This window comes from Leptospira semungkisensis, assembly GCF_004770055.1.
In the GTDB taxonomy this organism is placed as follows: Bacteria; Spirochaetota; Leptospiria; order Leptospirales; family Leptospiraceae; genus Leptospira_B; species Leptospira_B semungkisensis.
This window is the reverse complement of the sequence record NZ_RQEP01000019.1, coordinates 156,012-181,361: the sequence shown is the minus strand read 5'-3', so window position 1 is coordinate 181,361 and position 25,350 is coordinate 156,012. Positions and strand designations below refer to the sequence as shown.

At 42.7% G+C, this 25,350-nt stretch carries 20 protein-coding genes; 8 read left to right on the top strand and 12 right to left on the bottom strand.

Annotated features, from left to right (window positions below; translation table 11 throughout):
• Position 1: 1 nt before the first annotated feature.
• The 5 genes from EHO59_RS15170 to EHO59_RS15150 form a co-directional block, all read right to left on the bottom strand.
• Positions 2-631, bottom strand: a complete 630-nt coding sequence (locus EHO59_RS15170) for a nucleoside phosphorylase-I family protein (protein ID WP_135589307.1) — start codon at positions 629-631, stop codon at positions 2-4.
• A 5-nt stretch (positions 632-636) separates the two neighbouring features.
• Positions 637-2,565, bottom strand: coding sequence for an AMP-binding protein (locus EHO59_RS15165; RefSeq protein ID WP_135589306.1), 1,929 nt, complete (start codon positions 2,563-2,565; stop codon positions 637-639).
• An 11-nt stretch (positions 2,566-2,576) separates the two neighbouring features.
• The gene (gene argC / locus EHO59_RS15160) at positions 2,577-3,587 is read right to left on the bottom strand and encodes an N-acetyl-gamma-glutamyl-phosphate reductase (RefSeq protein WP_135589305.1); all 1,011 of its coding nucleotides are present in this window, start codon (positions 3,585-3,587) and stop codon (positions 2,577-2,579) included.
• Positions 3,588-3,715: 128 nt separating this feature from the next.
• The gene (gene recA / locus EHO59_RS15155) at positions 3,716-4,804 is read right to left on the bottom strand and encodes a recombinase RecA (RefSeq protein ID WP_210413090.1); all 1,089 of its coding nucleotides are present in this window, start codon (positions 4,802-4,804) and stop codon (positions 3,716-3,718) included.
• A gap of 274 nt (positions 4,805-5,078) precedes the next feature.
• Complete coding sequence (locus EHO59_RS15150; protein WP_135589303.1) at positions 5,079-5,918, bottom strand: hypothetical protein; 840 nt, start codon at positions 5,916-5,918, stop codon at positions 5,079-5,081.
• Positions 5,919-5,985: 67 nt separating this feature from the next.
• Between EHO59_RS15150 and EHO59_RS15145 the strand changes: the two genes are divergently transcribed.
• From EHO59_RS15145 to EHO59_RS15110, 8 genes are all read left to right on the top strand, one after another.
• Positions 5,986-6,459 carry a hypothetical protein gene (locus EHO59_RS15145; RefSeq protein ID WP_135589302.1) on the top strand — a complete coding sequence of 158 codons (474 nt, stop codon included), beginning with the start codon at positions 5,986-5,988 and terminating at the stop codon, positions 6,457-6,459.
• A 3-nt stretch (positions 6,460-6,462) separates the two neighbouring features.
• Positions 6,463-6,885 carry an HIT family protein gene (locus tag EHO59_RS15140; protein ID WP_135589301.1) on the top strand — a complete coding sequence of 141 codons (423 nt, stop codon included), beginning with the start codon at positions 6,463-6,465 and terminating at the stop codon, positions 6,883-6,885.
• 54 nt (positions 6,886-6,939) lie between these two features.
• Positions 6,940-8,322 carry a TldD/PmbA family protein gene (locus tag EHO59_RS15135; RefSeq protein ID WP_135589300.1) on the top strand — a complete coding sequence of 461 codons (1,383 nt, stop codon included), beginning with the start codon at positions 6,940-6,942 and terminating at the stop codon, positions 8,320-8,322.
• On the top strand, positions 8,322-9,659 hold the full coding sequence (locus EHO59_RS15130) for a TldD/PmbA family protein (RefSeq protein ID WP_135589299.1): 1,338 nt from the start codon (positions 8,322-8,324) through the stop codon (positions 9,657-9,659). Before EHO59_RS15135 ends, EHO59_RS15130 begins: the two co-directional genes overlap by 1 nt.
• 157 nt (positions 9,660-9,816) lie before the next feature.
• Positions 9,817-15,510 (top strand): alpha-2-macroglobulin family protein, encoded by a 5,694-nt coding sequence (locus tag EHO59_RS15125; RefSeq protein ID WP_135589298.1) that lies wholly within the window; start codon positions 9,817-9,819, stop codon positions 15,508-15,510.
• Positions 15,511-15,519: 9 nt separating this feature from the next.
• Complete coding sequence (gene pbpC, locus EHO59_RS15120; RefSeq protein WP_135589297.1) at positions 15,520-17,673, top strand: penicillin-binding protein 1C; 2,154 nt, start codon at positions 15,520-15,522, stop codon at positions 17,671-17,673.
• A gap of 95 nt (positions 17,674-17,768) precedes the next feature.
• Positions 17,769-18,572 (top strand): AAA family ATPase, encoded by an 804-nt coding sequence (locus EHO59_RS15115; RefSeq protein ID WP_135589296.1) that lies wholly within the window; start codon positions 17,769-17,771, stop codon positions 18,570-18,572.
• A gap of 6 nt (positions 18,573-18,578) precedes the next feature.
• Complete coding sequence (locus tag EHO59_RS15110; protein WP_135589295.1) at positions 18,579-19,766, top strand: VWA containing CoxE family protein; 1,188 nt, start codon at positions 18,579-18,581, stop codon at positions 19,764-19,766.
• 7 nt (positions 19,767-19,773) lie between these two features.
• Here the strand turns inward: EHO59_RS15110 and EHO59_RS15105 are convergent, their stop codons facing one another.
• The 7 genes from EHO59_RS15105 to EHO59_RS15075 all read right to left on the bottom strand — a co-directional run bounded on the left by EHO59_RS15105 (position 19,774) and on the right by EHO59_RS15075 (position 25,136).
• On the bottom strand, positions 19,774-20,325 hold the full coding sequence (locus EHO59_RS15105; protein ID WP_135589294.1) for a YceI family protein: 552 nt from the start codon (positions 20,323-20,325) through the stop codon (positions 19,774-19,776).
• 10 nt (positions 20,326-20,335) lie between these two features.
• Positions 20,336-21,076 (bottom strand): hypothetical protein, encoded by a 741-nt coding sequence (locus tag EHO59_RS15100; RefSeq protein ID WP_210413089.1) that lies wholly within the window; start codon positions 21,074-21,076, stop codon positions 20,336-20,338.
• A 186-nt stretch (positions 21,077-21,262) separates the two neighbouring features.
• Positions 21,263-21,448 carry a hypothetical protein gene (locus EHO59_RS15095; RefSeq protein WP_135589293.1) on the bottom strand — a complete coding sequence of 62 codons (186 nt, stop codon included), beginning with the start codon at positions 21,446-21,448 and terminating at the stop codon, positions 21,263-21,265.
• A gap of 10 nt (positions 21,449-21,458) precedes the next feature.
• On the bottom strand, positions 21,459-22,259 hold the full coding sequence (locus EHO59_RS15090; RefSeq protein WP_135589292.1) for a SprT-like domain-containing protein: 801 nt from the start codon (positions 22,257-22,259) through the stop codon (positions 21,459-21,461).
• Positions 22,222-24,204 (bottom strand): ATP-dependent helicase, encoded by a 1,983-nt coding sequence (locus tag EHO59_RS15085; RefSeq protein WP_135589291.1) that lies wholly within the window; start codon positions 24,202-24,204, stop codon positions 22,222-22,224. The genes EHO59_RS15090 and EHO59_RS15085 overlap by 38 nt, the downstream gene beginning before the upstream one ends.
• Before the next feature lie 5 nt (positions 24,205-24,209).
• Entirely contained in the window at positions 24,210-24,680 is a 471-nt protein-coding gene (locus tag EHO59_RS15080) for an FKBP-type peptidyl-prolyl cis-trans isomerase (RefSeq protein WP_135589290.1), read from the bottom strand.
• A gap of 120 nt (positions 24,681-24,800) precedes the next feature.
• On the bottom strand, positions 24,801-25,136 hold the full coding sequence (locus EHO59_RS15075; protein WP_135589289.1) for an LIC14007 family protein: 336 nt from the start codon (positions 25,134-25,136) through the stop codon (positions 24,801-24,803).
• Positions 25,137-25,350 lie beyond the last annotated feature (214 nt).

Genomic DNA, 25,350 nt, shown 5'->3' with positions numbered 1-25,350 from the left:
ATTAGATAGAACTTAAGATCCTCTCTTGGAGCCTGTCAGAATGCTTTCTCCAGGAGAGTTTCCATTCTTCGCTTCCTTTAGGACCTACCTTATTCGTAAGCGCGTAGATTGCGCCGAATTGGATGTCCAAAGTCTTGCAAACCTTTGCGAGCCCGAAGGCCTCCATATTCTCGAAACCGATTCCCTCGGTTTTGATCCGCTCCAGAGCCCTAGGGCTTAAATCGTCCAGGGTGACGGAGCCGGTCCCATTGGTCCCCAATTCCAAGAATTCCGCCCCTGCAAAAGGGAATTCGAAATCTAAGAAATCGTATTTCAGATTCATATTGTCAGGGATTCGGACCTTCTTGTCCAGATACGCGATCTCATAATTCACGAATACTCGGGAAATTCCGAACTTGCCTTCCCAATCTTTGCGAGGCACAGAAGAGTATACGCCGGCAGATCCTATGCTAATGACAGCTTTCGGCTTGGGGGTATCGCTTTGGGAAAGATATTTCTGCAGATTGACTGCAGCCTCAAGGTCTCCCACTCCGGTTTCGAAGGTCCAGATCCCGGATTCCGATTTTAGTTTATCGATTTCGCCCGAGAAGGCTCCGCAGAAAAGAATATCTTGGAAAGTAGAATGACTCATTTGGATCAAGCGAAGATCGTTTTTATCAGATCCTCATAAAGTTCTGCAACCTTATTTCTTTTCACTTTCATGGTTTCCGTGAGTTCTTTTCCTTTTTCGAATTCCTTATCCAAAAGTCGGAAGTCAGCAACTTTTTCGAAGACTTTGAAACCATTTTTATCCGAAATCGCATCCCGGATCAGATCCTTGTAGAATCGGGTCACTTTTGGATCCTTTATCAGTTCGGAATGGGAAGATGGAAGCTGAATCCCTTGGGAGGAAAAATGCTCTTTGAGTTTATTGAAGTCAGGAACGATTAGAGCGGCTAAAAACTTCTGATCCTGGCCTACGATCACGGTAGAAAGAGCCCAGCCAGTTTCCAGGATCTTAGCTTCGATCGGCTCCGGTTCTACATTTTCACCGGAAGAAAGGACGATGGTATCCTTTGCCCTGCCTGCAAATTTTAATTCTCCCGTTTTGGTCCAAACGAATAGATCTCCCGAGTTAAACCAACCATCCGAGAAATTCGTTTCAGTAAGAGAAGGATTCTTATAGTAACCTGCAGTAACGTGAGGGCCCTTGTGCCAAGCGATCCCTTTTACTCCCGGCTTAGAAACCACAACTCCTTTCTCATCCACAAGTTTGATATGAGCTCCCGGGAAAACTGAGCCAATGGAACCTGTCTTAGGAATTGGAAAATCTCCCAAAGCACCCATTCCTGTAGTTTCCGTCATGCCATAGGTTTCAATAATGGGAACACCCATGGAGCGAAAGAAAAACTGGATTTTTGGCGGCATAGCACCCGCCCCACAAAATGCGAAGCGTAGTTTTCCGCCAAAAAGAGCCCTGACTGGCCCCAATACTTTCTGAGCAATCATATTCAAAAAATAGAATATAGGAAGAAGAGAGATCGCTACGAACTTATCCGTTAGATATTCTTCTTTATTCGCTTCTTTTGTCTCGGAGAAGTTGCCGGTTACCGTATCCAAGAGAGAATTATAGAATTCGGCGATTCTTACCGCAATAGAGAAGATAGTATATTTAAGAGTAGAAGTTTTAGCTGCCTTATCCCAGATCCTTCGATACAAAGCTTCCCAAACTCTAGGAACGGAAACTAATACAGTGGGCTTGATGATCTCAAAATCCCTGGTCAACTGAGCCACATTTGAACAAGCAGAGGAGGCTCCCATGGAGAGAAGAGTAGTTTCCAAGATCCTCTCCGCAATATGCCAAGGAGGAAGAAATACTACGATCCGATCGGAATGGTTTGCAGGAACGAATTGTTGGAGCTGATCCACTGTCCAGGTAAAGGAACGATGCTTTAATACGACTCCCTTGGGAACGCCTGTGGTGCCGGAAGTATAGATGATGGTTGCAATGTCATCATGAGTCAGAGATTCTCCGATAGAATGCAATTGCGTTTTTCCCTTTTTGGAAATCCAATTGCTGCCTTCTGATATTGCAGTCTCTAGATCGATGAAATGGTGTTTGGGCCTGGAAGATCGGATCTTAGCTAAGGAAGGAAAGCTTTCCTCAGATTCAATTAGAACGATTGTCTCTAAGGAGCCGAGTCGATCTAATACCTTTTCCAATTTGAGAAGTACCTGTTCTTTTTCAATGAAGGCAATCTTTGCTTCTGTATGATTTAGGATATAAAAGATCTCTTCTTCGCTTGCGTCGCAGCCCCTCGGTACATCCGCAGCACCCGCGCTCATGATTGAGAAGGAGCACAATGCCCATTCCGTTCGGTTATCGCAGAATAAACCGATCTTATCTCCCTTGCTTACATTCTTGGATCGAAAGAATGCGGAGAGATCTTCTAACCTTGCAAACCACTCCGAATAAGAGACACCCGAAAAACTCTTGTGAGTCTCATCCCAAATCCACTGAAAGGGTCTATCCTTGTAGTGAATGCAGGAATCCCGAACCAGATGGTAAATACTTCTCTTTTCCATTTGAATTTAAATTAAAGCAGTCCGAGAGTTTCAGGTTCACCCAGCATTAAATTGATATTTTGTAATGCCTGGCTCGCAGCTCCCTTCATTAAATTATCCAATGCGGAGACGATGGTGATATTCTTTCCTCTAACTCTCGCAGAGATATCCAAGAAATTCGTTTGGCTTACTTTTGCCAGATCTATCTCCTCGGGAGTTTCTCTGATCCTGATAAAGGGTTCCGATTTGGAATTCTCTTTCAAGGTCTGAAGAATGGGCAGATCTTCCGAATCCGCTTCCAAGTAAATAGTGGATAAGATCCCTCTGTAAACGGGAAGTAAATGTGGAACAAATAGGATCTCGGGATGCGCTAGGCCAGAACCCGCAAAACAATATTCTTGGATTTCCGGTTCGTGCTGATGAGAAAGTATCTTATAGGCTCTGAAATTCTCATACACGCTATTAAAGGAGAAGCCTCCATCCTCGACTCTTCCCCCTGCGCCGCTAATGCCAGATTTGCAATCTGCAATAACCCTTGGGCGAAGTTTCTTTCTCAGATCGCCTAGCAAATACAGAGCCAAGATAACAGATGTGGAGAAGCAACCAGGATTCGAAACGAAATCCGTCCCCTTTAATTTATCTCTGAAGATCTCTGGGATCCCAAAGACAGCTTTGTCCGTTAAAGAAAAGCTAGTGTGCTTTAGTTTATAATTCTTTTCGAATAGAGACTGATCGTGGAGGCGATACACTCCGGAAAGATCGATTACCTTATGACCCTTATCTAAAAACTTTGGAGTCAATTCGAGAGAGGCCTCGTTCGGAACGGCGAGAACTACCAGAGAGCCTTTCGGCACTTCGTCCTCATGTCGTTTGAAGATCAGATTTTCAGGAGAAACAAGATCCGGAAAAACTTCTGAGAGAGATTTTCCTGCGAGTTTATCGCTAGTGATATGAACTGTCTTGTACTTAGGATGTCTCGCGATGAGCCCTAGTAATTCCTTACCGGTAAAACCGCCGGCTCCTATAATGCTGATCTCTGACATTTACTATCCTTATGGAAGAGATGGGTTTGGTGCAATTTTGGAAAACCGGATCAGTCTTGGAATAAAAAAACGCCGGATGAGTTTCATCCGGCGGTCAATGGTTTCTAAAAAGAAAGCCAGTAGTATAATTAACCTGCTGCTTTTTGAGCTTCTTCGGTAGGGGCAGGATTTGGAAGTTTCCCTTCCGGCGCTAAAGGAGGTAATCCATTCAGATCGCGAACCATATTCTCTACTTGGAACGCAATTTCAGGATTCGCTTTTAGGAATTCCTTAGCGGCTTCTTTTCCTTGGCCGATCTTCTCCGTATTATAAGAATACCAGGCCCCGGATTTACTAATAATGTCGTGTTTTACCCCTAAGTCAACGAGAGAACTTTCTCGACTAATTCCAGTGTTATAGATTATGTCGAATTCTGCCTGACGGAAAGGGGGTGCCATTTTGTTTTTTACAACTTTTACACGTACCCTGTTTCCGGTAGCTTCTTCCTTCTCTTTTAAGGTCTCGATCTTACGGATGTCCAATCGAACCGTACTATAAAACTTTAAAGCGTTTCCACCTGTAGTAGTTTCCGGTGAACCGAACATGACTCCGATCTTCATACGGATCTGGTTGATGAAGATAACGACAGTCTTGGACTTGGAAATGGTTCCGGTCAATTTTCGAAGTGCTTGGGACATAAGTCTTGCTTGTAGACCCATATGGGAATCTCCCATATCTCCTTCGATCTCAGCCTTAGGAACCAATGCGGCAACTGAATCCACAACTACGATATCAATTGCATTGCTTCGTACTAGAGATTCACAAATTTCTAATGCTTCCTCTCCATTGTCCGGTTGAGAAACCAGAAGCTCTTCTAAATTGACTCCTAATTTCTTTGCGTATGCCGGATCCAGGGCATGCTCCGCATCGATAAAGGCAGCGACTCCGCCTCTTCTTTGTGCTTCTGCAATTGCTGAAAGGGTGAGAGTGGTCTTTCCGGAAGATTCCGGTCCATAGATCTCTACAATCCTACCCAGAGGATAACCGCCAATCCCAAGTGCTATATCCAGATCCAAGGATCCGGTGGGAATTACAGGCGCGACTGCGCTTGCGGAAGCCGAACCTAAACGCATAATGGAACCCTTGCCGAATTGTTTTTCGATCTGGGTCATTGCTTGGTCTATAGCCTGGCGTTTGGAATCATCCAGACCTTGGGCTTCTTCTTTTTGCTTTTTCATGGACTCTTTAGCTCCTTCTCTTGCCAAGACCCGGTTCTCCTTGATTGAATACTGCGCGTAAATTTTGCAGGGAACCTAATCTCTTTATAGATAGAAGTATACTAGGACCCCGGACAAATTCCAGAACCCCAGGAAAAAACACTTCGATTCCCTGGGAAAAGTTTCTCTCCTATATTTTCTTATGTCACCCAAAAAACAAAGAGAGGGATGAAAAAAATACAAATATTTGTATAGCAAATATGCTGGAAGGTATTTTGGACCTTGAAAATCCGGCCTATTCCGAGAGAAAACGACCCTCTACCTTTTCCTTACCCCTAAGATAAGAGGCTTCTGCCTTGCGGCTCCTTCTGGTTTGATCCCTTAAGAAGGTCCAGAACCTTCTTATATATAAAGAAAATATAATGAAGGATGCAAAGATTAGGAGAACTTTAGAAAGAAGTAATGCATAGAAGGGAATTACATTGTGATTTGCAAAGTAATATAGCTCTGTTCCATTCTCAGAGATCTTTTTGACATCTTGTCTGTGCTTCTTTTCCGTTTCGTAATAAGCGCGTATCTCTCTCATGTCAAAATTCTTGATCGGAAAATCAGGCGAGGTCTTAGTGAGAAGTAAAGCCCCCGATTCGGAATATAGAAAGAAGCTACCTTGCAGTTTCAATTCTCTCCATTTAGAAACGGGCCTATAGGGAAGGCTCTTGAATACATATCTGATCTTTAATTTGCTAGTCTCGAATTCGTAATAAGATTCCGGGAAATTCCCTTTTTCCAAGAGAACGGTCTCCCATTCTTTTCCAGGGAGTTTGTATTGAATTCCTTCTAGGATCTTTAAACTTTTGAGTTGTTCTTTGAGCTTCTCACTTTTAGCCTTTTGTTTGGCATCCAAATACGGAGAATTGGTGAGAAGGTAATCCAACATCTCTTCGGTGTCTTTTCGCAATTCTTGGAGATATTCGATGGAAAGGACTCTAACCATCCTTTCTTCCACAAGAACAGGATGTCCGGACCATTCAAGAAAGGAGTTCCATACTTCTTCGGGGGATTTTTCCGCCGAGAATAATGCCAATGGAAAGAATAGAAATAAAAGCGGAACGACTCTGCGTAAAACCTTTGACATAGGGGCCTTTGATCCTGTATTACTCAAACCATAATCGAAAACCCCAAACTGAAAAGCTTTAAAAAATATGAGCCTCCAAGATCTTCACAAAATCCAGACTACTAAATCTTCCTGGCAGGATTTCGTAGAATATAGCATTCAAACTCCTTTTTATACGGAGACCAAGGCCAAGACACAATCTCTGGTCGAGGCCATTCAACTTACATTATTTCATGATTATCTTTCTACCTTCTCCCCAGAAGAAGTCGAAAAATTTCTAACGGATTCAGAAGCATTTCATTCTTCTGCAAATAAATTCGTAAATATCTTAGAAGGGGTTCGTTATTCCCAAGAGGGATACAATAAGAGAGAAAGAGCGATGTTCTTCGGGATGCTTAAGTCACTTCTTCGAGAAAATAAACCGGATCCAGACGGGAATTTGGAAGGAATGGAAAGATACCATTTCTATCGATGCATCATTCGTTTTTGCTCCGATCTGAATTATATCTTGAGAGTATATGAAAAGTACAAGACCTATATTTCTCAAGGTTCCGGAGTCTAATTTTTGTCCCAAGGTTCTTCTCCAAAACATTCTCCCGATTGTCCGATCTGCAATATTCTCTCTCAAAAAGAGATCCCGGGACTGATCCTCAGAAACGATTCCTTTATTGTTCGCCATTCTCCCTCTGAAAAGAATATCCCCGGTTATTTGTACGTGGAATTGATTTCTCATAGAGAAAAATATGCGGAGTGGGACCCTAAGGAGTTCGAGGATTTAGGAGAGACTTTGCGCTTTGCTACGGACTGGATCCAGGAAAGGTTTTCTCCTCCAAAGATTTATACAGTCTTAGTCGCCGAAAAGGTTGCTCATATGCATTTTCATTTGGTTCCTAGATACGAAGAGATCAAGGGACCGGAGTACATTCGACAGGCATTGGAAGGTTTGGCCCAGGCGCCGGTCGGTATTCCTTTTCCTAAATTCGAGTGAATCCATAAAGCTACTTAGATTTAATTCTAAAATATCTGTCTAAAGTAAAAGGTCATGAATCCATCCAATATTGAAACACTGATAGATGCCGGAAAGAAACGAAAGGCTGACTTCGTAGAGATCTACGAAGAAGAATCCAGAAATTCTTCCATCGCACTTAGAGATCAAAAGATCGAACAATCTCTTGCCGCAACCGATTATGGGATAGGGATCCGCCTGATCTATGGTACGGATGTTCTCTACGCTTATACGAGCAATGATGATCTGGAACATTTACTTTCCTTAATAAACTTGCTTGCAGATTCAAGGGGAGAAGGAGCCGCTTCTTCCGGAGCGTTTACACTTGCTGGATCTTCTTCTAAATATTCTTTTTCGCCAAGAGTTCATGATCCTAGAAAGGTTGCTCCCTTTCGAAAATTAGAACTTTTGCAAACGGCGGACCATATTGCTCGCAAGGTATCTTCTAAGATCGTGCAAGTGGGAGTAAGTGCTTCCGATATAGTCACAAATGTTCTGATCGCAAATTCGGAAGGTCTGTTTGTAGAAGATCTAAGAGTTCGCAGTAGATTCTATCTTTCAGTGACTGCTGAAAAATCGGGAGAAAGATTCGTAGCAAGCGAATCTCCCGGAGCAGTAAAGGGTTTCGAATTTTTCGAAAGTCTCCCTGTCGAAGAATTAGCAAGAAGTGCTGGAGAAAGAGCACTCTTTATGTTGGATGCAGGCTATATCGAAGGAAAGAAAATGCCGGTGATCATGGGAAATGGTTTCGGAGGAGTGATCTTTCATGAAGCCTGCGGTCATCCGTTAGAGACGGAAGCCATCCGCAAAAAATCTTCCCCCTTCGTTGGAAAACTTGGAGAGCAGATCGCCCAGTCTTGTTTGACCGCATATGATGATGGTACTATCGAAGATCAGTACGGAACCATTCGAGTCGATGACGAAGGAATGCCGACTCAAAGAACTTTACTCATTCAGAATGGTGTTTTGAAAGGATATTTATCGGACAGAGTCGGTTCTTTGGAAACCGGAGTGCCCAGAACAGGAAGCGGGAGAAGAGAATCTTATCAATACGCTCCTGTTTCTCGCATGAGAAATACATATATAGCCGCAGGAAATGATACAATGGACTCCATGTTGGCGTCCGTGGATTTCGGTCTCTACGCGAAGAGAATGGGTGGAGGTTCGGTGAACCCAGCTACCGGAGAATTTAACTTCGCAGTGGAAGAAGGATACGTTATCCGAAACGGAAAGATCGCCGAGCCTGTAAGAGGAGCGACTTTGATTGGAAAGGGACACGAAATACTTCCTGGGATCTCTATGGTTGGGAAGGATCTGGAACTAGCCGCAGGCACTTGCGGAGCCTCTTCAGGATCCATCCCAGTAACAGTCGGGCAACCTTCTCTCAAGGTGGATGAGATCCTAGTGGGTGGAAGATAATGAATCTAGAGCAAGCAGCTAGCTTCGTATTAGAAGAAGGAAAGAGATACGGGATCGATTCTTTCGACCTGATCGCTACTGATTCCGAAGATATCGGGATCGAGGTCTTCAAAGGAAGGATCACCTCTACAGAAACTTCCCGCTCCAGAGGAGTAGGCATTCGAGTACTCAATAATTCACGCCCAGGTTATTCCTACAGCGAGAGATTTAGCAAGGACGCTCTTTCTCAAATGGTACGAGATGCAATGGACCAGACGGAGATTACGGATCCTCTGGATATGGAACTTCCTTCTCCTAAAGAATTACCTAATATAGATCTGAAACATTTTAATCCGGAATTAGAGAAGTTGGACTTCGCCTGGATGAGAGAACTCGGCCTAGCCTTGGACGAGGCCTCTTGGAACTCCGACAAGCGTGTGGAGAATGTTCCTCATGTAGGAGTCGGCAAAACGAGCAGCCAAAGTCTGATCGCAAATTCGAAAGGTGTCTTTGTTCGTAAAGAATCAAACGTTGCTTATTGCGGAACAGGACTCGTGGTTGCTAGCGGGGATGTGAAGAAGATGGGAAGTTATTATCGTTCCGGCAGGGACATTTCTCTCTTCGATCCTAAGTACATTGCAAAAGAAGCCGCACACAGAGGAACAGAACTTTTGGACGCAAGGCCTCTGCCTAGCGGTGTCTATTCCATAGTATTTGGAAATAGGATCAGTCCTCAGATTTTCGGCATGTTTTCTTCTCCTTATTTTGCCGATTCCGTGCAAAAGGGATCTTCTCGTTTAGTTGGAAAATTAGAGAAGGAAATCGCTTCTTCCATTTTAAGCATTCATTGCGAGGCGCATATTCCCGATTACCCCGGTTCTCGTCTGATCGATTCCGAAGGAATTCCCACATCCGCGCAAACGAAAGTAGTGGAGAAGGGTGTTTTGAAATCTTTTCTCTATAACTTAGAATCTTCTAAGAAAGATGGAGTCCTGCCTACCGGTCATGGAGTTCGGTCTTATTCGGGAAGAGCTGGAACATCTTTTTCTAATATGATTGTACCATTGGGAGAAAAGTCGCGAGAAGAGCTCTTATCCTCCGACTCTCATTGTATCTTGATCCAAAAACTGGAAGGTGGAGCTGGCTGCAGCGCAGTCTCCGGAGAGATTTCTATCGGGATCCAAGGCATCTATTATAAGAACGGAAAGCCGGAGCATGCAGTGGATCGGATCACAATGAATACCAATTATTTCGATCTATTGCATAAGATTGGTGGGATCTCTAACGAGTATTCGGATAGCTATTCTTCCATTAAGGTTCCGGACATGTTAGTTTCGGAGATCCATATCGCAGGATAAGATACAACAGAATTCGATTCTATTTTTGCGGATCTTTTCAGGTCCTGGCGACCATTTCCGCATAAATACACGATCCTATTTTTGGCAATTTCTTGCTTGCCGCTTCTTTTCCTTTTTGGGATGAAAGATCTCATTCCCGAAAGGAAAGGATTTTAATTTGCGCCTCCGTTTTCTCTTCTTCTTTACGATCTATTTATTTTCATTCCTTCTTTTGGCTCAAACTAGCTTTGCCCAAGGTGCCAAGGTGCAGTTCAGTTTTTCTCCTCAGGGAGAGACAAAGAATGTAGGACAGGTTCAGGTATTATTCAAGGAGCCAATGGTTCCTTTAGGTGATCCTAAGAGAGCCGTGTCTCCTTTTACAATTGAATGTCCTGCGAAAGGTGATGAGAGATGGGTTACCGAAACAGATTGGGTGTATGAATTTCCGCAAACCTTAGAAGGAGGGGTTCGCTGTAAGTTCACCACGAATTCAATCAAGGCCTTGAGTGGAAATATCTTAGAAGCAGGCAAAGTATTTAGCTTTCATACGGGAGGTCCAGCGGTTACGAGCGTGAGTCCTTATGAAGGAGCGATGATCTCCGAAGACCAAGCTTTCGTGGTCAACTTTGATACGGAGCCTAAGCTTTCGGATGTAAGCGAGAAAGTCTATTTTGCTATGGAAGGTCTCGGAAATAAGATCCCGATCCGCATCTTGCAAGGAAGAGAAAGAGAGAATATATTAAAAGTCACTCGAGACGATCCTAAATCAAAGAAAGTATTTGTGATCGGCGCAAGACAACTTTTTCCAGGAGACGTTAAGCTTCGCTTGGTAGTGGAGAAGGGTCTGAGATCTTCTTCCGGGATTGCAAGTTCTTCCGATTGGGCGACTACCTTTCAAGTTCGACCCGCTTTTACTGCGACATTGAATTGCGAGAGAGTAAATGCGAATGCTGGATGTGTTCCGATCTCTCCTGTGTATCTTTCCTTTTCTTCTCCTATTAATAAGGCTTGGAAAAATCAGATCTCCATTCGCCTCAAAGATGGGAGACTTGTTTCTCCCAAGAAGAAAGAAAATGAGGATTCTTATTACGAGGAAGAGTCTTCCTATTCCGTTTCATTTCCGAGTCCTCTTCCTCCTCAAAGCGAGTTCGAGATCATATTACCCAAGTCCATCACGGATGATATGGGAAGAAGTTTGCAAAATATATCTTCCTTTCCTTTGAAGTTTCGGACAGACGAATATCCTCCTCTCGTTAAATTCTCCTCCGGCTTCGGGATCGTAGAGAAATTCCCGGAGGCATTGCTTCCCGTAACAGTGCGTAACGTGGAAACTCCAGTCATCGCAAAGCATTTGAACCCGATCGATCCTTCCGGAGAAGGAGAGCTCATTCACGAACAATGGTCGAAGCTGAGCGAGAAGGGAAAAGATTTTATTGGAAATCTTTTTGGGCCGAAACAGGAGACGAAACCAAGCGGTAAATCCATTCCTGCGAGATCCTTGGTAATTGGTTCCTCGGATGCCAAGACATTGATGCGTTGGTTAGCAAAAGGAGAATCGGATGATCACCAGGTCTCTATTTTCCCCGCACAAGAAACGAATGCAAAAAAGTTTGGAATCCCTTCTCCCAACGGAGAAAAGAGATTCGAGGTGATCGGTATCCCTCTGAAGAAAAGCGGATTGCATATTATAGAAATTGAAAGTCCGATCCTTGGCCAAGCTCTTCATGAAGAGAAGAATCCGTATTACGTTAGAACTGCTGCATTAGTTACGAATCTAAGTATTCATTTTAAATGGGGGAAGAGCTCTTCCTTGGTCTGGGTGACTTCCTTGGACAAGGGCCAACCTGTAGACGGAGTAGAGATAGGTCTATTCGATTGTAGGGGTTCGCAAGTATGGAAAGGAAATACGGACCAATCAGGAAGACTTTTAATCACTGAGAATCAATCAAAATTACAAGTCACAAGTTGTGGGAATGAAGAACCTTTCTATAGCGGTATCTTTTTGGTCGCTAAGAAGGGAGATGATTTCTCCTTTTTACATACAAGCTGGGACAATGGAATCGAAACTTGGAGATATAAACTCAGTCATGATTCGTACGATTCCGAGTTTAAATATAGAACGATTTTAGACAGAACCCTTTTTAGAGAAGGAGAAACGGTTCATATGAACCATATTCTTCGCAAAGCGGATCCTTATGGATTTCGTTATCCGAATTCGGATGAGATTCCAGATAGTGTTTTTATCCAACACAATGCGAGCGGTCAGCAATACGAATTTCCCCTTCGTTGGTCTGACACATTTACTTCCGAGTCTAGTTTTACCATTCCCAAGGAAGCAATCCTAGGAGAATATTCGATTTATTTAAAATTCAAATCCAGAAGCGGTGGGGAGAAGAGGATCTTCTCCGGTGGATTTACTACTGCCCAATTTAGGCTTCCTCTTCTAAAAGGAGAATTGCAAGCTGATTCGAATCAGCTCATTACTCCGAAAGACATACAAGTGACCGGGCAAGTGTCTTATCTTTCCGGAGGAAAGGCAGGTTTACTTCCTGTGACTCTTAGATCCTCCATCCAAAATACGGGTGGGATTTATTTTCCTTTCAATGGCGATCTAGAATTTTCGAACGGAAGAGTGAGTGTTTCCAGCTCTTCTAACGAAGAGGAAGGAGAAGGCTCGGCACAAAAGCAGGATTTCAAGTCGATCGAGTCTAAAACAGACAATAACGGATTTATCTCCGAGAAGATCGTAGTTCCTAAAAAATTAGAAGGTGTCCGGTCCCTAAATTTGGAAATGGAATGGAAGGATCCAAATGGAGAGATGCAAACGATCTCCAGAAATTTTAAACTACTTCCTTCTAAGAATCTAATTGCGATCCAGAACGAAGATTGGGTGGCTGTTAAGAGTAAACTCAAATCAAAGGTCTATATTGTAGATGCCTCCGGGAATCCTGTCCCGAATAAGAAGGCAATTGTAAAAGCATTCGGAATTCGTTATATATCTCATAGAAAGAGATTGGTCGGAGGATTTTATTCCTACGATCATAGGAGCGAAAGGAAGGATTTAGGAGAAGTATGCTCCGGTCTTACCGATTCCAAAGGTATCTTAGAATGTAAGGGCTCTGTTAGTCAGGCTGGCCAATTGTATTTGGAGGCAAGAGTGGATGGAGAGGATTCTTATGCGAATACTTCCATTTGGATCGTGAACGAGCAGGATATTTGGTTCGGTTCGACGGATCATGATAGAATGGATCTTCTTCCTGAAAAAAGAAAATACGAACCGGGAGAGACTGCTCGATTCCAGGTTCGGATGCCTTTCAAGACTGCAACCGCTCTTGTGACGGTAGAAAGAGAGGGTGTATTTAAATCTTTCGTCCAAACCTTGAACGGGAACCAGCCTGTTGTAGAAGTCCCGATCGAAAATCATTATGGTCCGAATATATTCGTCTCGGTTTTAGCGGTGCGGGGAAGAGTGGATTCTCCGAAAGCGACTGCTCTTGTAGATCTCGCTAAGCCTGCGTATCGTATGGGAATCGCTGAAGTCCAGGTAGGTTGGAAACCGTATGAACTTTCTTTAAGCGTTAGTGCTGATAAGCAGGAATATAGGCCGAGGGAAAAGGCAAAAGTAAAGGTTCGTTTATCAGAGCAAGATAGATCTATCTGGAAAGACTCTAAGATCACAATCGCTGCGGTTGATGAGAGCCTTTTGGAACTAAAGCAGAATCTATCCTGGAATCTTTTGCAGACAATGATGGCTCCTAGGGGAATCCAGGTCCAAACTTCCACGGCTCAAATGTTCGTGATCGGAAGAAGACATTTCGGTTTGAAGAGTCTTCCTCCCGGAGGCGGAGGAGGCCATTCTTCTACTCGGGAACTTTTCGATACATTACTCTTTTGGAAAGCGGATCTGACGCCAAATTCGAATGGGGAATTAGAGTTTGAAGTCCCTCTGAATGATTCTCTTTCTTCTTTCAAGATCGTTGCAGTTGCCTTGGGAGGAACGAGCCGTTTCGGGACAGCTTCTACTTCTATCAGGACAAGCCAAGAAATTCTGGCCTACGCGAGTGTTTCTCCTTTAGTAAGAGAAGGGGATAAGATCCAAGCAGGGGTTTCCTTAAAGAATACGAGCGATAAGCGTATCGATCTGGATTTGAGTGTTAAGTCGGAACCGGATCTAAGACTCGCAAAGAAAACGGTTTCCCTCTCCGCAAATGCTTCGGAAACGATTTATTGGGAATTCGAGGTTCCAAGAAACATTACGGAAATTAAATATGAATTCGCGACGGAAGCTTCTTCTATCAAATTTAAGGATGCGTTCGTATTCAAACAAAAGGTGGATAAGCCAACCGTATCACAGACCCTGCAGGCAAATTTCTATCAATTGAATCCGACGATCAATGTCCCTTTGCAAGAACCGGAAGACGCAGAGCCCGACCGAAGCAAGGTAGAGGTCTCTCTCTATTCCAGTTTGGTTTCTGGGCCTATGGAAGGGATCCAGAATTATATGAATCTGTATCCATACAATTGCTTGGAGCAGAAACTTTCTAAGGCGGTCAGTTCCGGCAACGAGTCAACGTGGAATAGTATCATGACGGATCTTCCGAAATACATGGACTATGATGGACTCTTACGATTCTTTCCGGATTCAATCTCTTATGGGAATGTTCCTCTTACTACCTATCTACTTCTTCTTTCGTCCGAATCAGGATGGCAGATCCCGGATAAATCGAAAGATGCGATGGTAGGAGCCCTGAATCGATTTATAGATGGGACTTTGTATAGAACCTCTCCTTTAGCGACTACTGATACATTGCTTCGCAAGATTTCAGCGTTAGAAGCAGTTTCTAAATTTTCTACGATAGAAGCTTCTAAGATACGTGCAATTGAAACGGATCCGAATCGTCTACCGATCGAATCCTTGATCTCTCTTCGTAACCTATATAGGCAAGTGAATTGGGACGCAAAGAAACGTCAGAAAGTAGATGATATACTTAGATCTAAGCTTCGCATCCAAGGAAGTTCCTACGAGCTTTCGTCGGATACGTCTTATTTGTGGTGGCTTCTTTCTTCTAGAGATACGGTAAGCGCTCGATTCTTGAATTCTATTTTAAACGACCAAACTTGGAAAGAAGAAACTCCGAAGCTTCTGAGAGGTTTCTTAAACAACACTAAGTCTGGGCATTACGATATTACTACTGCAAATGCGTTTGCGGCTTTAGCGTTTAGAAAATACCAGAAAGCATTCGAATCGGATTCCGTTTCGGGAGAAGTACGACTTTCTTTAGCTGCTCAATCCCAAAGTTTTGATTGGGATAAGAAAGAAGGGAAATTGCAGTTTGAATTCCCGAAAGGAAAGTCAGAACTGAATGTGCAACAGAAAGGATCTGGACAACCTTACGCGTATGTGAAGACAATCTCTGCGATTCCTTTAAAGAAACCGATCCATAGTGGACTGAGAGTAGAGAAGCAGATCACTGATTTACAGGGAGCGAATAAGACTTCTTTCAAAGAAGGCGATATCGTAAAGGTCAAGATCAAGATCAAATCCGAATTTTCTATCTCCTGGCTTGCGTTGAAAGACCCTGTGCCCGCCGGCGCAAGTGTTCTCGGCTCCGGATTAGGTAGAGACTCGGCCATGCTCTCCGAGACAAAGACGTCCTGGTGGGAGAGTCCTTCTTTTGTAGAAAGAAAATTCGAAGGTGTGACCGCATACTATGAGTATTTCTTCCCGGGAGAGATCATTTACGAGTATGTGTATAGGATCAATTCTCCAGGAGTCTTTCGCCTTCCTCCTACAAGAGTGGAAGCCTTGTACCAACCTGAAGTTTATTCCGTGTTGCCTAACTCGGATATAGCGGTGCAGCCAAACCGTTAGGATGGAATCATGAGAAGAGTGGTTCTCCGCGTATTTTCCTTTCTTCTCGCAGGATCTATCCTTTCTAACGGGCTTGGTCTCTCTCTATTCGCGGAGCCATATTCTCAAGAGATCGCTATAGATTTACAAAAAGGACAGACTCCTAGTTTTTCAGATGTGAAGAATTCATTTCGACCTTCGGAAGGAATCCTTTTGGATTCCAAGGGAGAAGTCTTACAAACACTCCGACTCGAAAAAAACTACCGTCGACTCGAATGGACTCCTGCGTCCGAGATCTCTGAGACTCTCATTCTCTCTTTGCTTCTTCAGGAAGACAAAAGATTTCCATTTCATTCAGGTGTGGATTTTTATGCCATTCTCGGTTCTTTGAAGGATAGAATATTAGGGAATTCTAAAAGAGGTGCGAGCACGATTTCTATGCAGTTAGCTGGCTTTCTTTTGGGGACAAAGCCAGGAACAAGAGGATATGCTGACAAATGGACCCAAATGAGAACCGCTCGGGATCTAGAGAGAACTTGGACCAAACCTGAAATCATGGAAGCGTATTGGAATCTCGTTCCATTTAAAGGTGAGTTCATTGGAATTAGAGCTGCGTCTAGGGGAATTTTCGGAGTGGATCCTTCTTCTTTAGCTCCAGAACAGGCTCTATTACTCGTTTCTCTATTACCAAATCCGAATATTTCTAAATCTAAATGGGCGAAGAGAGGCTGTTATTTAGCAAAGGGAATTGGGAAAGAAGATCTCTGCAAGGAAATCGAAATTGCAATCTCAGAATATAAAAGACCCGGCTCTGTTTGGAATACGGAGAGCTATAAGGCCTATCATGCAGGATACAGGATCTTTAAGAAAGGGGACGGTAGTCTGGATTCCTTGCAAACTGGCAGGGTCCAAACCACGATAGATCCGTATTTGCAGGCCAAGGCTGAGTTTGCGATGGATCGGGTGCTTTTTTCCATCCAAGAAAGAAATGTAAAGGAAGCGGGGGTTCTCGTTCTGGACAATGAGAGCGGTGCAGTACTTGTTTATTTAGGAAATTCTAAACTATCAAAAGAAAATTATTTTGTAGATTCCATTCATTCTCGTAGGCAAGCCGGCTCCACCTTAAAGCCATTTTTATATTCCTTAGCATTCGAAAAGAAACTATTAGAACCCGGATCTATTCTCATCGACGAGCCAAAGGACTGGGAGTTAATCGGGGGCACATATAAACCCAATAATTATGAAGAAAAATATATGGGTGCTGTACCTGCAAAAGTGGCTCTTGCTTCTTCTTTAAATATACCTGCGGTCCAGGTTTTGGATTGGGTAGGAGTTCCTACATTCGTTTCCAAGCTGAATGAGTTGGGATTTCAGAAATTGCAATCTCCCGAATTCTATGGTCTTTCCTTGGCTTTAGGAACTGCGGATGTGACTCTCTGGGAATTGACAAATGCGTATCGAACAATAGCGAATCATGGAATCTATACAGAGGCTACTTTCTATTCAGATGAAGCGAGTGAAAATCTTTTGCAAAGGAAAATGCAAGATCATGTTTATGGTAAGCGCATCTTTTCTGATGGAGTTTCCGGCTCTGTTCAAAAGATCTTATCTTCTAGAGAGAATCGAGCTCCTAGCTTCGGATGGGAATCGAATCTCTCTACTCGCTTCTTCAGTTTTGCTAAAACTGGAACTTCTCAGGACATGAGAGACAATTGGTGCATCGGTTCTAGCGGTAAATATACCGTAGGAGTTTGGGTCGGAAATATGAGTGGGGAACCCATGTATGACGTGAGTGGAGTAACTGGTGCTGCTCCTCTCTGGAAAGAGATCATACAACTCTTAGAAGAATATAAGCCTTCCGGTGCTGTGCTGACTCATGCGATAGAAGAGAAAGGCACTTCTGTCCCACTGACCAAACGAGTGCAAAAGGGAGAGCCAAGAATTATCTATCCTGAAAACGGAAATCTATTCGCGATCGATCCTGAGATCCCTGAAGAGAATGAAAGGATTCGATTTAAGGTACGAGGATCTTCCCAGGATTTGGAATGGATCTTAAATGGAAAAGTGATCGGCTCCGGAAGAGAGAATTATTTGGATTGGAGACCTAAGAGAGGGAACTATCTACTCTCGGTCCGAGAAAGGAACGGGAAACTTTCGGAGACAGTTGCCTTCCAAGTTCGTTAGAAAGAGTTCCTACACAGCTTTCTTTCCCTTCCAAACCGATCCGAAAATTTCTTTTAAGAGAAGATCCAAATTCCAAGGTAGGTATAGGAGCTCTCATGTCAGACGAAAAGAACCGTCCGGAAACCTATTTACTTTCCCAAGAACTAGAAGAAGCGGTCAAGGTTGCTGAAATCACTTCCAGGCCTTTATTATTGAAGGGTGAACCCGGAACGGGCAAGTCTCTACTCGCAGATTATTTATCTTATACTACTAAAAAGAAATTATTCTCCTGGCATGTGAAATCCACATCTCTTGCAAAGGAAGGTCTATATTTCTACGATGCAGTGTCCAGATTGAACGATTCCCGTTTTGCCGAAGACAAGGAGAAGGTTCGAAATATAGAGAATTATATTAGGCTTGGTGCACTCGGAGAGGCGTTCTCCGCATCGGAGCCTTCTGTGGTTTTGATCGATGAGATAGATAAGGCAGATATAGAATTTCCGAACGACCTTCTTTTGGAATTAGATAGAATGGAATTCGTTATCCAAGAGACCGGAAGAAAGATCAAGGCACAGAATCGACCGCTTACTCTAATCACTTCCAATAATGAGAAGGAACTTCCTGCAGCCTTTTTGAGAAGATGCATTTTTCATTATATAGATTTTCCTGATCCTGTGTTCATGAGCGAAATCGTTTCCTCTCATTTTCCGAATATCGAGACGAGCCTGTTGAAGAGAGCACTGGAATCCTTTTATGTGATCCGCACTATGGATGATATGAAGAAAAAACCGGGAACAAGTGAACTATTGGATTGGATCCAAATTCTAATGCATATGGGGGCAAAACTTCCCGAAGATGGAAGAATTCCGTATATAGGTGCCCTCGTGAAGAATGAAGAGGATCTGAAACTATTCAGATAGAAGAATTTGTTTTTTACATTCTTTTACAGACTAAAAGCTTCCGGAATCCCACTCTCCACGGTGGAGCTCTTGGATTTTTTGAAGGCAGTCGATGCTCTTTCAAAACCTAAGGCTTATTTATCAGTAAACGAATTCTATAGAGTTTCCAGACTTTGCTTAGTTAAGGATGTACGATATTACGATGCATTCGATCAAGTTTTTACCGAGTTATTCGGAGAAAGAGGAATCCTCAGAGATTCTATTCGTAAAGAGATCTTAGATTGGCTTTCTCAAATATTCGATAATCCTAATAAACTTCCTCCAGGTATCATTCCTCCCGAAGAATTGTGGAAAGAATTCTTAGATAGGCTCGAGAACCAAAAGGGAGAGCATCATGGCGGAAATAAATGGATCGGCACAGGAGGAAGTTCTCCATTCGGACATTCGGGGCAGAATCCCGGAGGAGTCAGGATAGGTGGGGAAGGCGGAGGAAAATCCGCTATCTTCCAGGCGATGGAAAGAAAATACAAAGACTATCGTACAGATGAGCAATTGGATGTTCGTCAGATTAAGATTGCCTTAAAGAAACTCAGGAATCTACGCAAAGAAGGAATTCCCGAATTCCATCTTCCAAAGACAGTAGATGCAACCTGCAGGAACGCGGGAGATCCCGAATTAATATTCGAAAGGACTCGAAAGAACGGGATTAAAATTCTCCTGCTTATGGATACGGGAGGAAGCATGACTCCTTATGCGGAGAGGGTGAGTAAATTATTCTCCGCTGCCCACCAGATGAATCATTTTAAGGAATTTGGATACTATTACTTTCATAACTCTATCTATGATTCGGTTTATCCTAAAGGAGATTTGCGTCGTCCGATTCCTCTTAAAAATCTGTTCAAGAAACATAAGGACGATACCAAGGTTATCATCGTCGGAGATGCATACATGGCTCCTTATGAGCTTTTGGATTCCGCTTATGGATTCTATCATTCTAGATTTAGAGAAGAGACCAGGCTTCCTGAAAATCCGGAATCAGGATTAGACAGTTTTAAGAGACTCAAGTCTCATTTCCAGGAAGCGATTTGGATGAATCCGGAGCCTAAGAGATACTGGGATGCTCCCACCATCTACGAATTAAAGAAAGTGTTTCCTATGTTCTTTTTAAGCGTAGACGGCTTGGAAGAAGGGATCCGTAAATTACTCAATCAGTGAAGAGTAATCAAGGTTTGAAAGTAAATTTATAATCTATAACAACCTCGTCCTTCGCCTTAGCAAATAAAAGACTAGGTGCCACCACATCGAAATCACTCATCAAAACTTGGAACTTACCTGAGACAGTCGTTTCATGATCGTCCTTGTGGATACTTGCGATAGATTTTATCGGCTTCGTTCTTCCGTTGATCGTCAGATTTCCGGAAATGGACCATTCTCCATCTTTCGTAAGGCTGATCGCAGTGCTTACAAATGAAATACCATTGTGAGTCGGATAGCCCAGAGACTCCATGATATGCTCATCCCTGTTCTCATCTCCGGAACGGATTTCCTTTACTGGAATTTCGATCTTCACAGATTTCGGGATTTGCACCCCGTTGGTATTTGCGGTAAGAGAAATAGGACTCGCGTTAACTCCTGTACATTTACCGATCACAGTTTTGAACGGATGAATGACAGTGAATTCGATCTTCGGTTCGGAGAGTTTCAACTCTTCCGAATAAATCGGAACAAGAAAGGTATATAATAGAAATAAGATAGAGAGAAGAATTTTGATCATTTGTTTTCCTTTAAAAATAAAATACTGCTATCGACATAGTAAATGCTGCAAATCCGGTCCATCCGACCGCTTCCATCGTATGAGCTGCTGATGGTCCGTGTTTAGGAATTTGTTCTCCGATAAAAGGTAAAGCTAACATTGCAGGCAAATGTACCCAGATCAACGCTTTGTGAGTGAAGATTGTGCTTAAGCCAGGCTCTCTCTCTAATTTTTTAGAAGGGGAGAAGAAGGCGAGCCCTGCTGTCAAAGCATAGAGAGTAAACGTAGTCCCTGCCAATGATTTATGAGTGCTCCCGCCTGGATCCCCATCCCAAGGAGAAGCATTCATAAGCAATGTATATGCAGTATAACTATTGTGGGTATTATGCGGATCCTGTATTAAGAGATAATCCGCAAACGGTTGGTATTCCTTATGCAAATGAGAAAGAGAACGTTCTCCTGCAAGATTTGTGGCTAGCCAAAATCCCCAGGTCAAAAGACCGAGTCCTTGGTGCCAATTTAGGAGAGAGCGTCTCGTTTCTAGACTTTCTTTTTCTTTCTGTCTGTCTTCTGTCGACTTGATCCCGATTGGTACCGAATCTTGGCTGTAAAATCCAGGAGAGTAATTTCGATAATCGGGTATTAGAGGATTGCCGCCGGTAAACTGAGAGAAGTCATTCGAGTCATAGGGAGAAGCGCTCAATTGAGAACCGGTAAAAGTAAGAAGGGAAGAAATGAGGATCAGGGCAAAGATCCTGACTTTTGTTTTCACATCGATCTCCATTCGAATTTGATAGTCCATTCCAGTGAAAAGAAAATCATATTTTTAAAAATGAACTAGAGTGGAGTAGATAATAAAAATCAAGGAATGAAAGCAAAAAATAGAGGAAGAGAGAAGAGTGTCTGAAATTAACTTTAGGAAACTGATTCTAATTCTCTAAGGCAAATCCGGAACCGACTAGCGTTTAGACTGAAGCTTTCTTAAGATCTCAGTAACTGCTTGCGTATAACCGTCGTAAACCCCTCGGTCATATTCCGACAAAGACTTGTATTCAAAACCGGAGAACTCTTTTAGAAGTTTGGAAAGTTCCTCCTCTATTATATTTTTACGAATATATACTGTTTCGAAATGAGTCGGGTGCATAGGAATATTCTTAAATGCTGGAAGTATTTCTGGAACGATTTTCTTTTCTAAGACTAATTAGAAAGTTTGGATATTCCTTTTTCAACCAATTTATCGCCTCTCGGTATCTAACGTATCTTTTTTCCAATACTTTGAATTGAGGGCTATGGATTGAATTCTTACCGTTGATCCGACGGACAGGGAGAATATGATGTAGTATCTCATGGTGCACAACGTGTTCAATGACTAATGAAGGGACCTTTGGGTGATCCAGAACGGGACTAATTCGGATCGACATGGTTTGCTTTTCGTAACTTCCTAAGCGTCTTGTTCCTATACGATCCGACCAAAAAATAGAGATCAATTTCGGATCGATCTTAGGAAAGTATTCTTGGATAATCCGATTCATAATGTCGGATAGATCGTAAAATTTTCCTTTCGAACTTAATCTGGAAATCTGCTTAGTATTCTTTCGTTCCGGAAGTGAGTTCAGAAAGTCCATTACGTCTTCCTTATGCCTTGGCTCCGGTTTAAGTCCAAATAGTCTAGAAAGAAGTAAATACGCCAAGGATTCCGGGATCCTTGAGTCGGCGTCTAATAGAGAAGAATGAAATTTCGCGAATAATATTCCCTTTTTATAAAGGATCGAATTATTGCCATTTCTATAAGGATAGAATTTGATCTGAACGGATTGCAACGATTCGGAACGAAATCGTCTCGATCTTACTTTGAGTTCTTCCCAAGCAGAGCGCAGTAATCTCTCCCAATCTTCGGAGAGTCGGCTTTCCTGGGATTTAAGAACCGAAAAATTCCCGAATCCTTTTTCTGGCATCTGTTTCCTGATCACTCTTTATTTGAGAAGAAGGGCTCGAATTTTCAGTTTGCTTGGCAACGAAGCCTTTCTTCAACACCTTGTCCGGCTCGGAGATCTCTTCAATAAAACGAGAAACTCTATTGAAATATTGCGAATTATTCTGAAAGGAGACTTGAGGGTAGGTGAGAAGTAATTTTTTCTTAGCTCGGGTAATCCCGACGTAGAATAGTCTTCTTTCCTCTTCTAAATTCTTTTCTCCTTTTCCGGATGGAAAGGATCCTTCGGACACATTCAATAATACTACAGTATCAAATTCGAGTCCTTTGGAAGAATGCACAGTGGAAAGAACCAAACGCTCATCCTCTTCTTCAGGTGAAAGTTTGTCTAAGCTCTTTGTAGGACCTTCTAAACTCATATCTACTAAAAACTCATGCAGAGTATCGTATCTTTGAGAAAGAGTGAGAAATGAATTGAGGTCCTCTAATCTTCTCTTAGGATCGTCGTATTTTTTTTCTAATAAAGGAGAGTAGAAATGAATGAAATTCGTGAGGATCTTCTGTAAATTCTGGTCCTGATCTTCCAACAAGGACACAAGTTCTTTTAGATAAGAAGAAGATGGTCCGGAACTGAAACGTAATAAAGACTCTATATTTCCGGATGTCTTTTCGAGTTCGGTTAGGATTGCCTTTCCCTTTGTGCTCCCTATCCCAGGGATAAGCAAAAGTATTCTTAGCCAAGAGAGAGAATCGCTTCTATTTTCTCTAATCTTTAAAAGAGAGAGATAATCCTTTGCATGAGCACTATCCACGAACTTTCTTCCACCGAATTTCAAAAAAGGAATGTTTCGCTGGCTTAATACCAATTCTAACTGGTTGGAATTCCAACCGGAGCGGAATAGTACAGCGATCTCTTTTAAGGGAATTCCATCTTCCCTTCTTTCGAGAATCATATCAGCGATACCTTCTGCTTCTTCCAGCTCGTCTGCGTATCCTAAAAGTTCCGGTTTTAAGTAATCTTCGTTTTTAGTATAAAGATATTTTTCATACTTATCTCTGAAATTTGCGAGCACCGAATTTGCAAGATTTAGAATGGATGGAGTGCTTCTATAGTTTCTTTCCAGATAGATCGGTTTCGTTTTGGGGAATATTTTAGGGAAATTGAATATTCCATTCACATCCGCGCCGCGAAAAGAATACACACTTTGTGCATCATCTCCCACCACAAAAATATTTTCATGATCCATTGCCAAAAGACAAGCGATATGAGCTTGGATCTGATTCGTATCCTGGTACTCATCCACCATGATGTACTGGTACTGTTCTGCTAACTTCTTGCGGACGGATTCGTGCTTGTTCAATAAGTCTCTGGTATGAACGAGTAGGTCGTCGTAATCTACAAGGGATCTTTCTCTTTTATAGTTTGCGTATTCTGAAAAGATTTTTTGGATTAGGCTCTCTTGTTCCAAGAACTTAGGATATTCAGTCTTCAACAATTCTTCTAATGTCTTTGCTCGATTGATGATTGCTGAATGAAGAGAGATCAAGGTATCATTCGAAGGAAACCTGGATTTCTGTTTGGAATATTCTCCTTCTGTTCTAAGAAGCTGGAAGATATCTGAAGTATCTGATTCATCCAAGACTGAGAATTGAGAAGAAAGCCCTAGAACGGGAGCATACTTTCTAAGTACATGACTACTGAAAGAATGAAATGTTCCTCCGTGAACACGAGAGCATCGTTTGTCCAAAAGAGAAACCGCCCGTGAGAGCATTTCTCTGGAGGCTTTTCGAGTGAATGTGAGTAATAGGATGTTTTCGGCAGGAACGCCAGTTTCGACCAGCTTAGAAAGTCTGTGAACTAATGTCTTGGTCTTTCCGGTGCCCGCTCCGGCGATAACCAGGACGGGACCGTGTAGTGTTTCGATCGCTTCTTGTTGCTTCTCGTTTAATATCTCCGGATTGCCCATCGATCTTAGTGGTGGTGATGTCCCCCTTCGCCGTGGACATGCCCGTGACTTACTTCCTCGTCTGTTGCGGTTCTGATATTCACGATTTGCACGTCAAAGACCAGATCCACTCCTGCAAGAGGATGGTTCCCGTCCACGATGATGGTTTCTCCTTTGATCTCGGTGATTGTATAAACTGTATCCGGTTCGTCGGTTTGGAACATCATTCCTACGCTTAATACTTCGTCTTCAGGGAATTGACTTTTAGGAACATCGAATACTAATTCTGGATTTTTTTGTCCGTACGCTTTGTCCGCATCTACGGAGATGATTTTTTTATCTCCTGAATTCATACTCTTGATCTCATCTTCCAATCCAGAGATGATTTGACCGGTACCTTCCAAATAGGAAAGAGGGTGACTGCCTTCGGAGGAATCGATCAGATTCCCTTCTTTATCTTTTAATGTATAGTGAAAGCTCACGACTCGAGGATTCATTCAGTTTGCTCCATAAGGGGGCCATCGGCCTAGGGTATATATGCGGAGGGATTTTTCCGGTACCGTTTCCGTTAGTATATTATTGAAAGGTCCTGGGACAATCAGATTTTTCGGGTAATTTTAAAAGTCGTAAGAAATTTCGACTCCGAAGCTCTCAACGTCCTTAATGAATTGCTCCACACGATTCGCGAGAAAGAACCAGGAATCTCTGTGAACTATATCACTTAGAAAGTTTATAAAACGATTCGTGTTTCGATTCGCAAACTCTCTATCTTGTGTGTAGTTTAAAAGGATGGAATATGCTAAAGACTTTAGAACTTTATCATTGATAGATAGTTCGTTATATCCCGGCAGGCTAGGCTCCGAAAGGATCAATCTTGTTTTAGAGTTACCTTCGGTTATGTACAGATTATAATCGGTAGAATTTGGAACTCTTTCTGCTGAGTATACTTTCATTCTGAAGCACTCCTCTTGGATCCTAGAGGAATTTTATGTCCTTACTTGATGGAAATTCGATCTCCATTAAGAATCATACCCACAAAAAGTCAACGGGAAAGAATGCTTTTGTCACTTCTCCGCCACAAAACGGGTCTTAGATTATAAGAACTTTTAAGTATGTCGTATAAAAATATATGTGGAAAGGAACAGTCTTTGCACGTCGTTAGAGTAT

Excerpts from the sequence above, each read along its gene's own strand:
- EHO59_RS15135 (WP_135589300.1), top strand. The coding sequence starts at position 6,940 with ATGAATCCATCCAATATTGAAACACTGATAGATGCCGGAAAGAAACGA.
- EHO59_RS15170 (WP_135589307.1), bottom strand. The coding sequence starts at position 631 with ATGAGTCATTCTACTTTCCAAGATATTCTTTTCTGCGGAGCCTTCTCG.
- EHO59_RS15145 (WP_135589302.1), top strand. The coding sequence starts at position 5,986 with ATGAGCCTCCAAGATCTTCACAAAATCCAGACTACTAAATCTTCCTGG.
- EHO59_RS15115 (WP_135589296.1), top strand. The coding sequence starts at position 17,769 with ATGTCAGACGAAAAGAACCGTCCGGAAACCTATTTACTTTCCCAAGAA.
- EHO59_RS15150 (WP_135589303.1), bottom strand. The coding sequence starts at position 5,918 with ATGTCAAAGGTTTTACGCAGAGTCGTTCCGCTTTTATTTCTATTCTTT.
- EHO59_RS15090 (WP_135589292.1), bottom strand. The coding sequence starts at position 22,259 with ATGCCAGAAAAAGGATTCGGGAATTTTTCGGTTCTTAAATCCCAGGAA.
- EHO59_RS15075 (WP_135589289.1), bottom strand. The coding sequence starts at position 25,136 with ATGAAAGTATACTCAGCAGAAAGAGTTCCAAATTCTACCGATTATAAT.
- recA (WP_210413090.1), bottom strand. The coding sequence starts at position 4,804 with ATGAAAAAGCAAAAAGAAGAAGCCCAAGGTCTGGATGATTCCAAACGC.
- pbpC (WP_135589297.1), top strand. The coding sequence starts at position 15,520 with ATGAGAAGAGTGGTTCTCCGCGTATTTTCCTTTCTTCTCGCAGGATCT.
- EHO59_RS15085 (WP_135589291.1), bottom strand. The coding sequence starts at position 24,204 with ATGGGCAATCCGGAGATATTAAACGAGAAGCAACAAGAAGCGATCGAA.
- EHO59_RS15105 (WP_135589294.1), bottom strand. The coding sequence starts at position 20,325 with ATGATCAAAATTCTTCTCTCTATCTTATTTCTATTATATACCTTTCTT.
- EHO59_RS15165 (WP_135589306.1), bottom strand. The coding sequence starts at position 2,565 with ATGGAAAAGAGAAGTATTTACCATCTGGTTCGGGATTCCTGCATTCAC.
- EHO59_RS15080 (WP_135589290.1), bottom strand. The coding sequence starts at position 24,680 with ATGAATCCTCGAGTCGTGAGCTTTCACTATACATTAAAAGATAAAGAA.
- EHO59_RS15130 (WP_135589299.1), top strand. The coding sequence starts at position 8,322 with ATGAATCTAGAGCAAGCAGCTAGCTTCGTATTAGAAGAAGGAAAGAGA.
- EHO59_RS15095 (WP_135589293.1), bottom strand. The coding sequence starts at position 21,448 with ATGCACCCGACTCATTTCGAAACAGTATATATTCGTAAAAATATAATA.
- argC (WP_135589305.1), bottom strand. The coding sequence starts at position 3,587 with ATGTCAGAGATCAGCATTATAGGAGCCGGCGGTTTTACCGGTAAGGAA.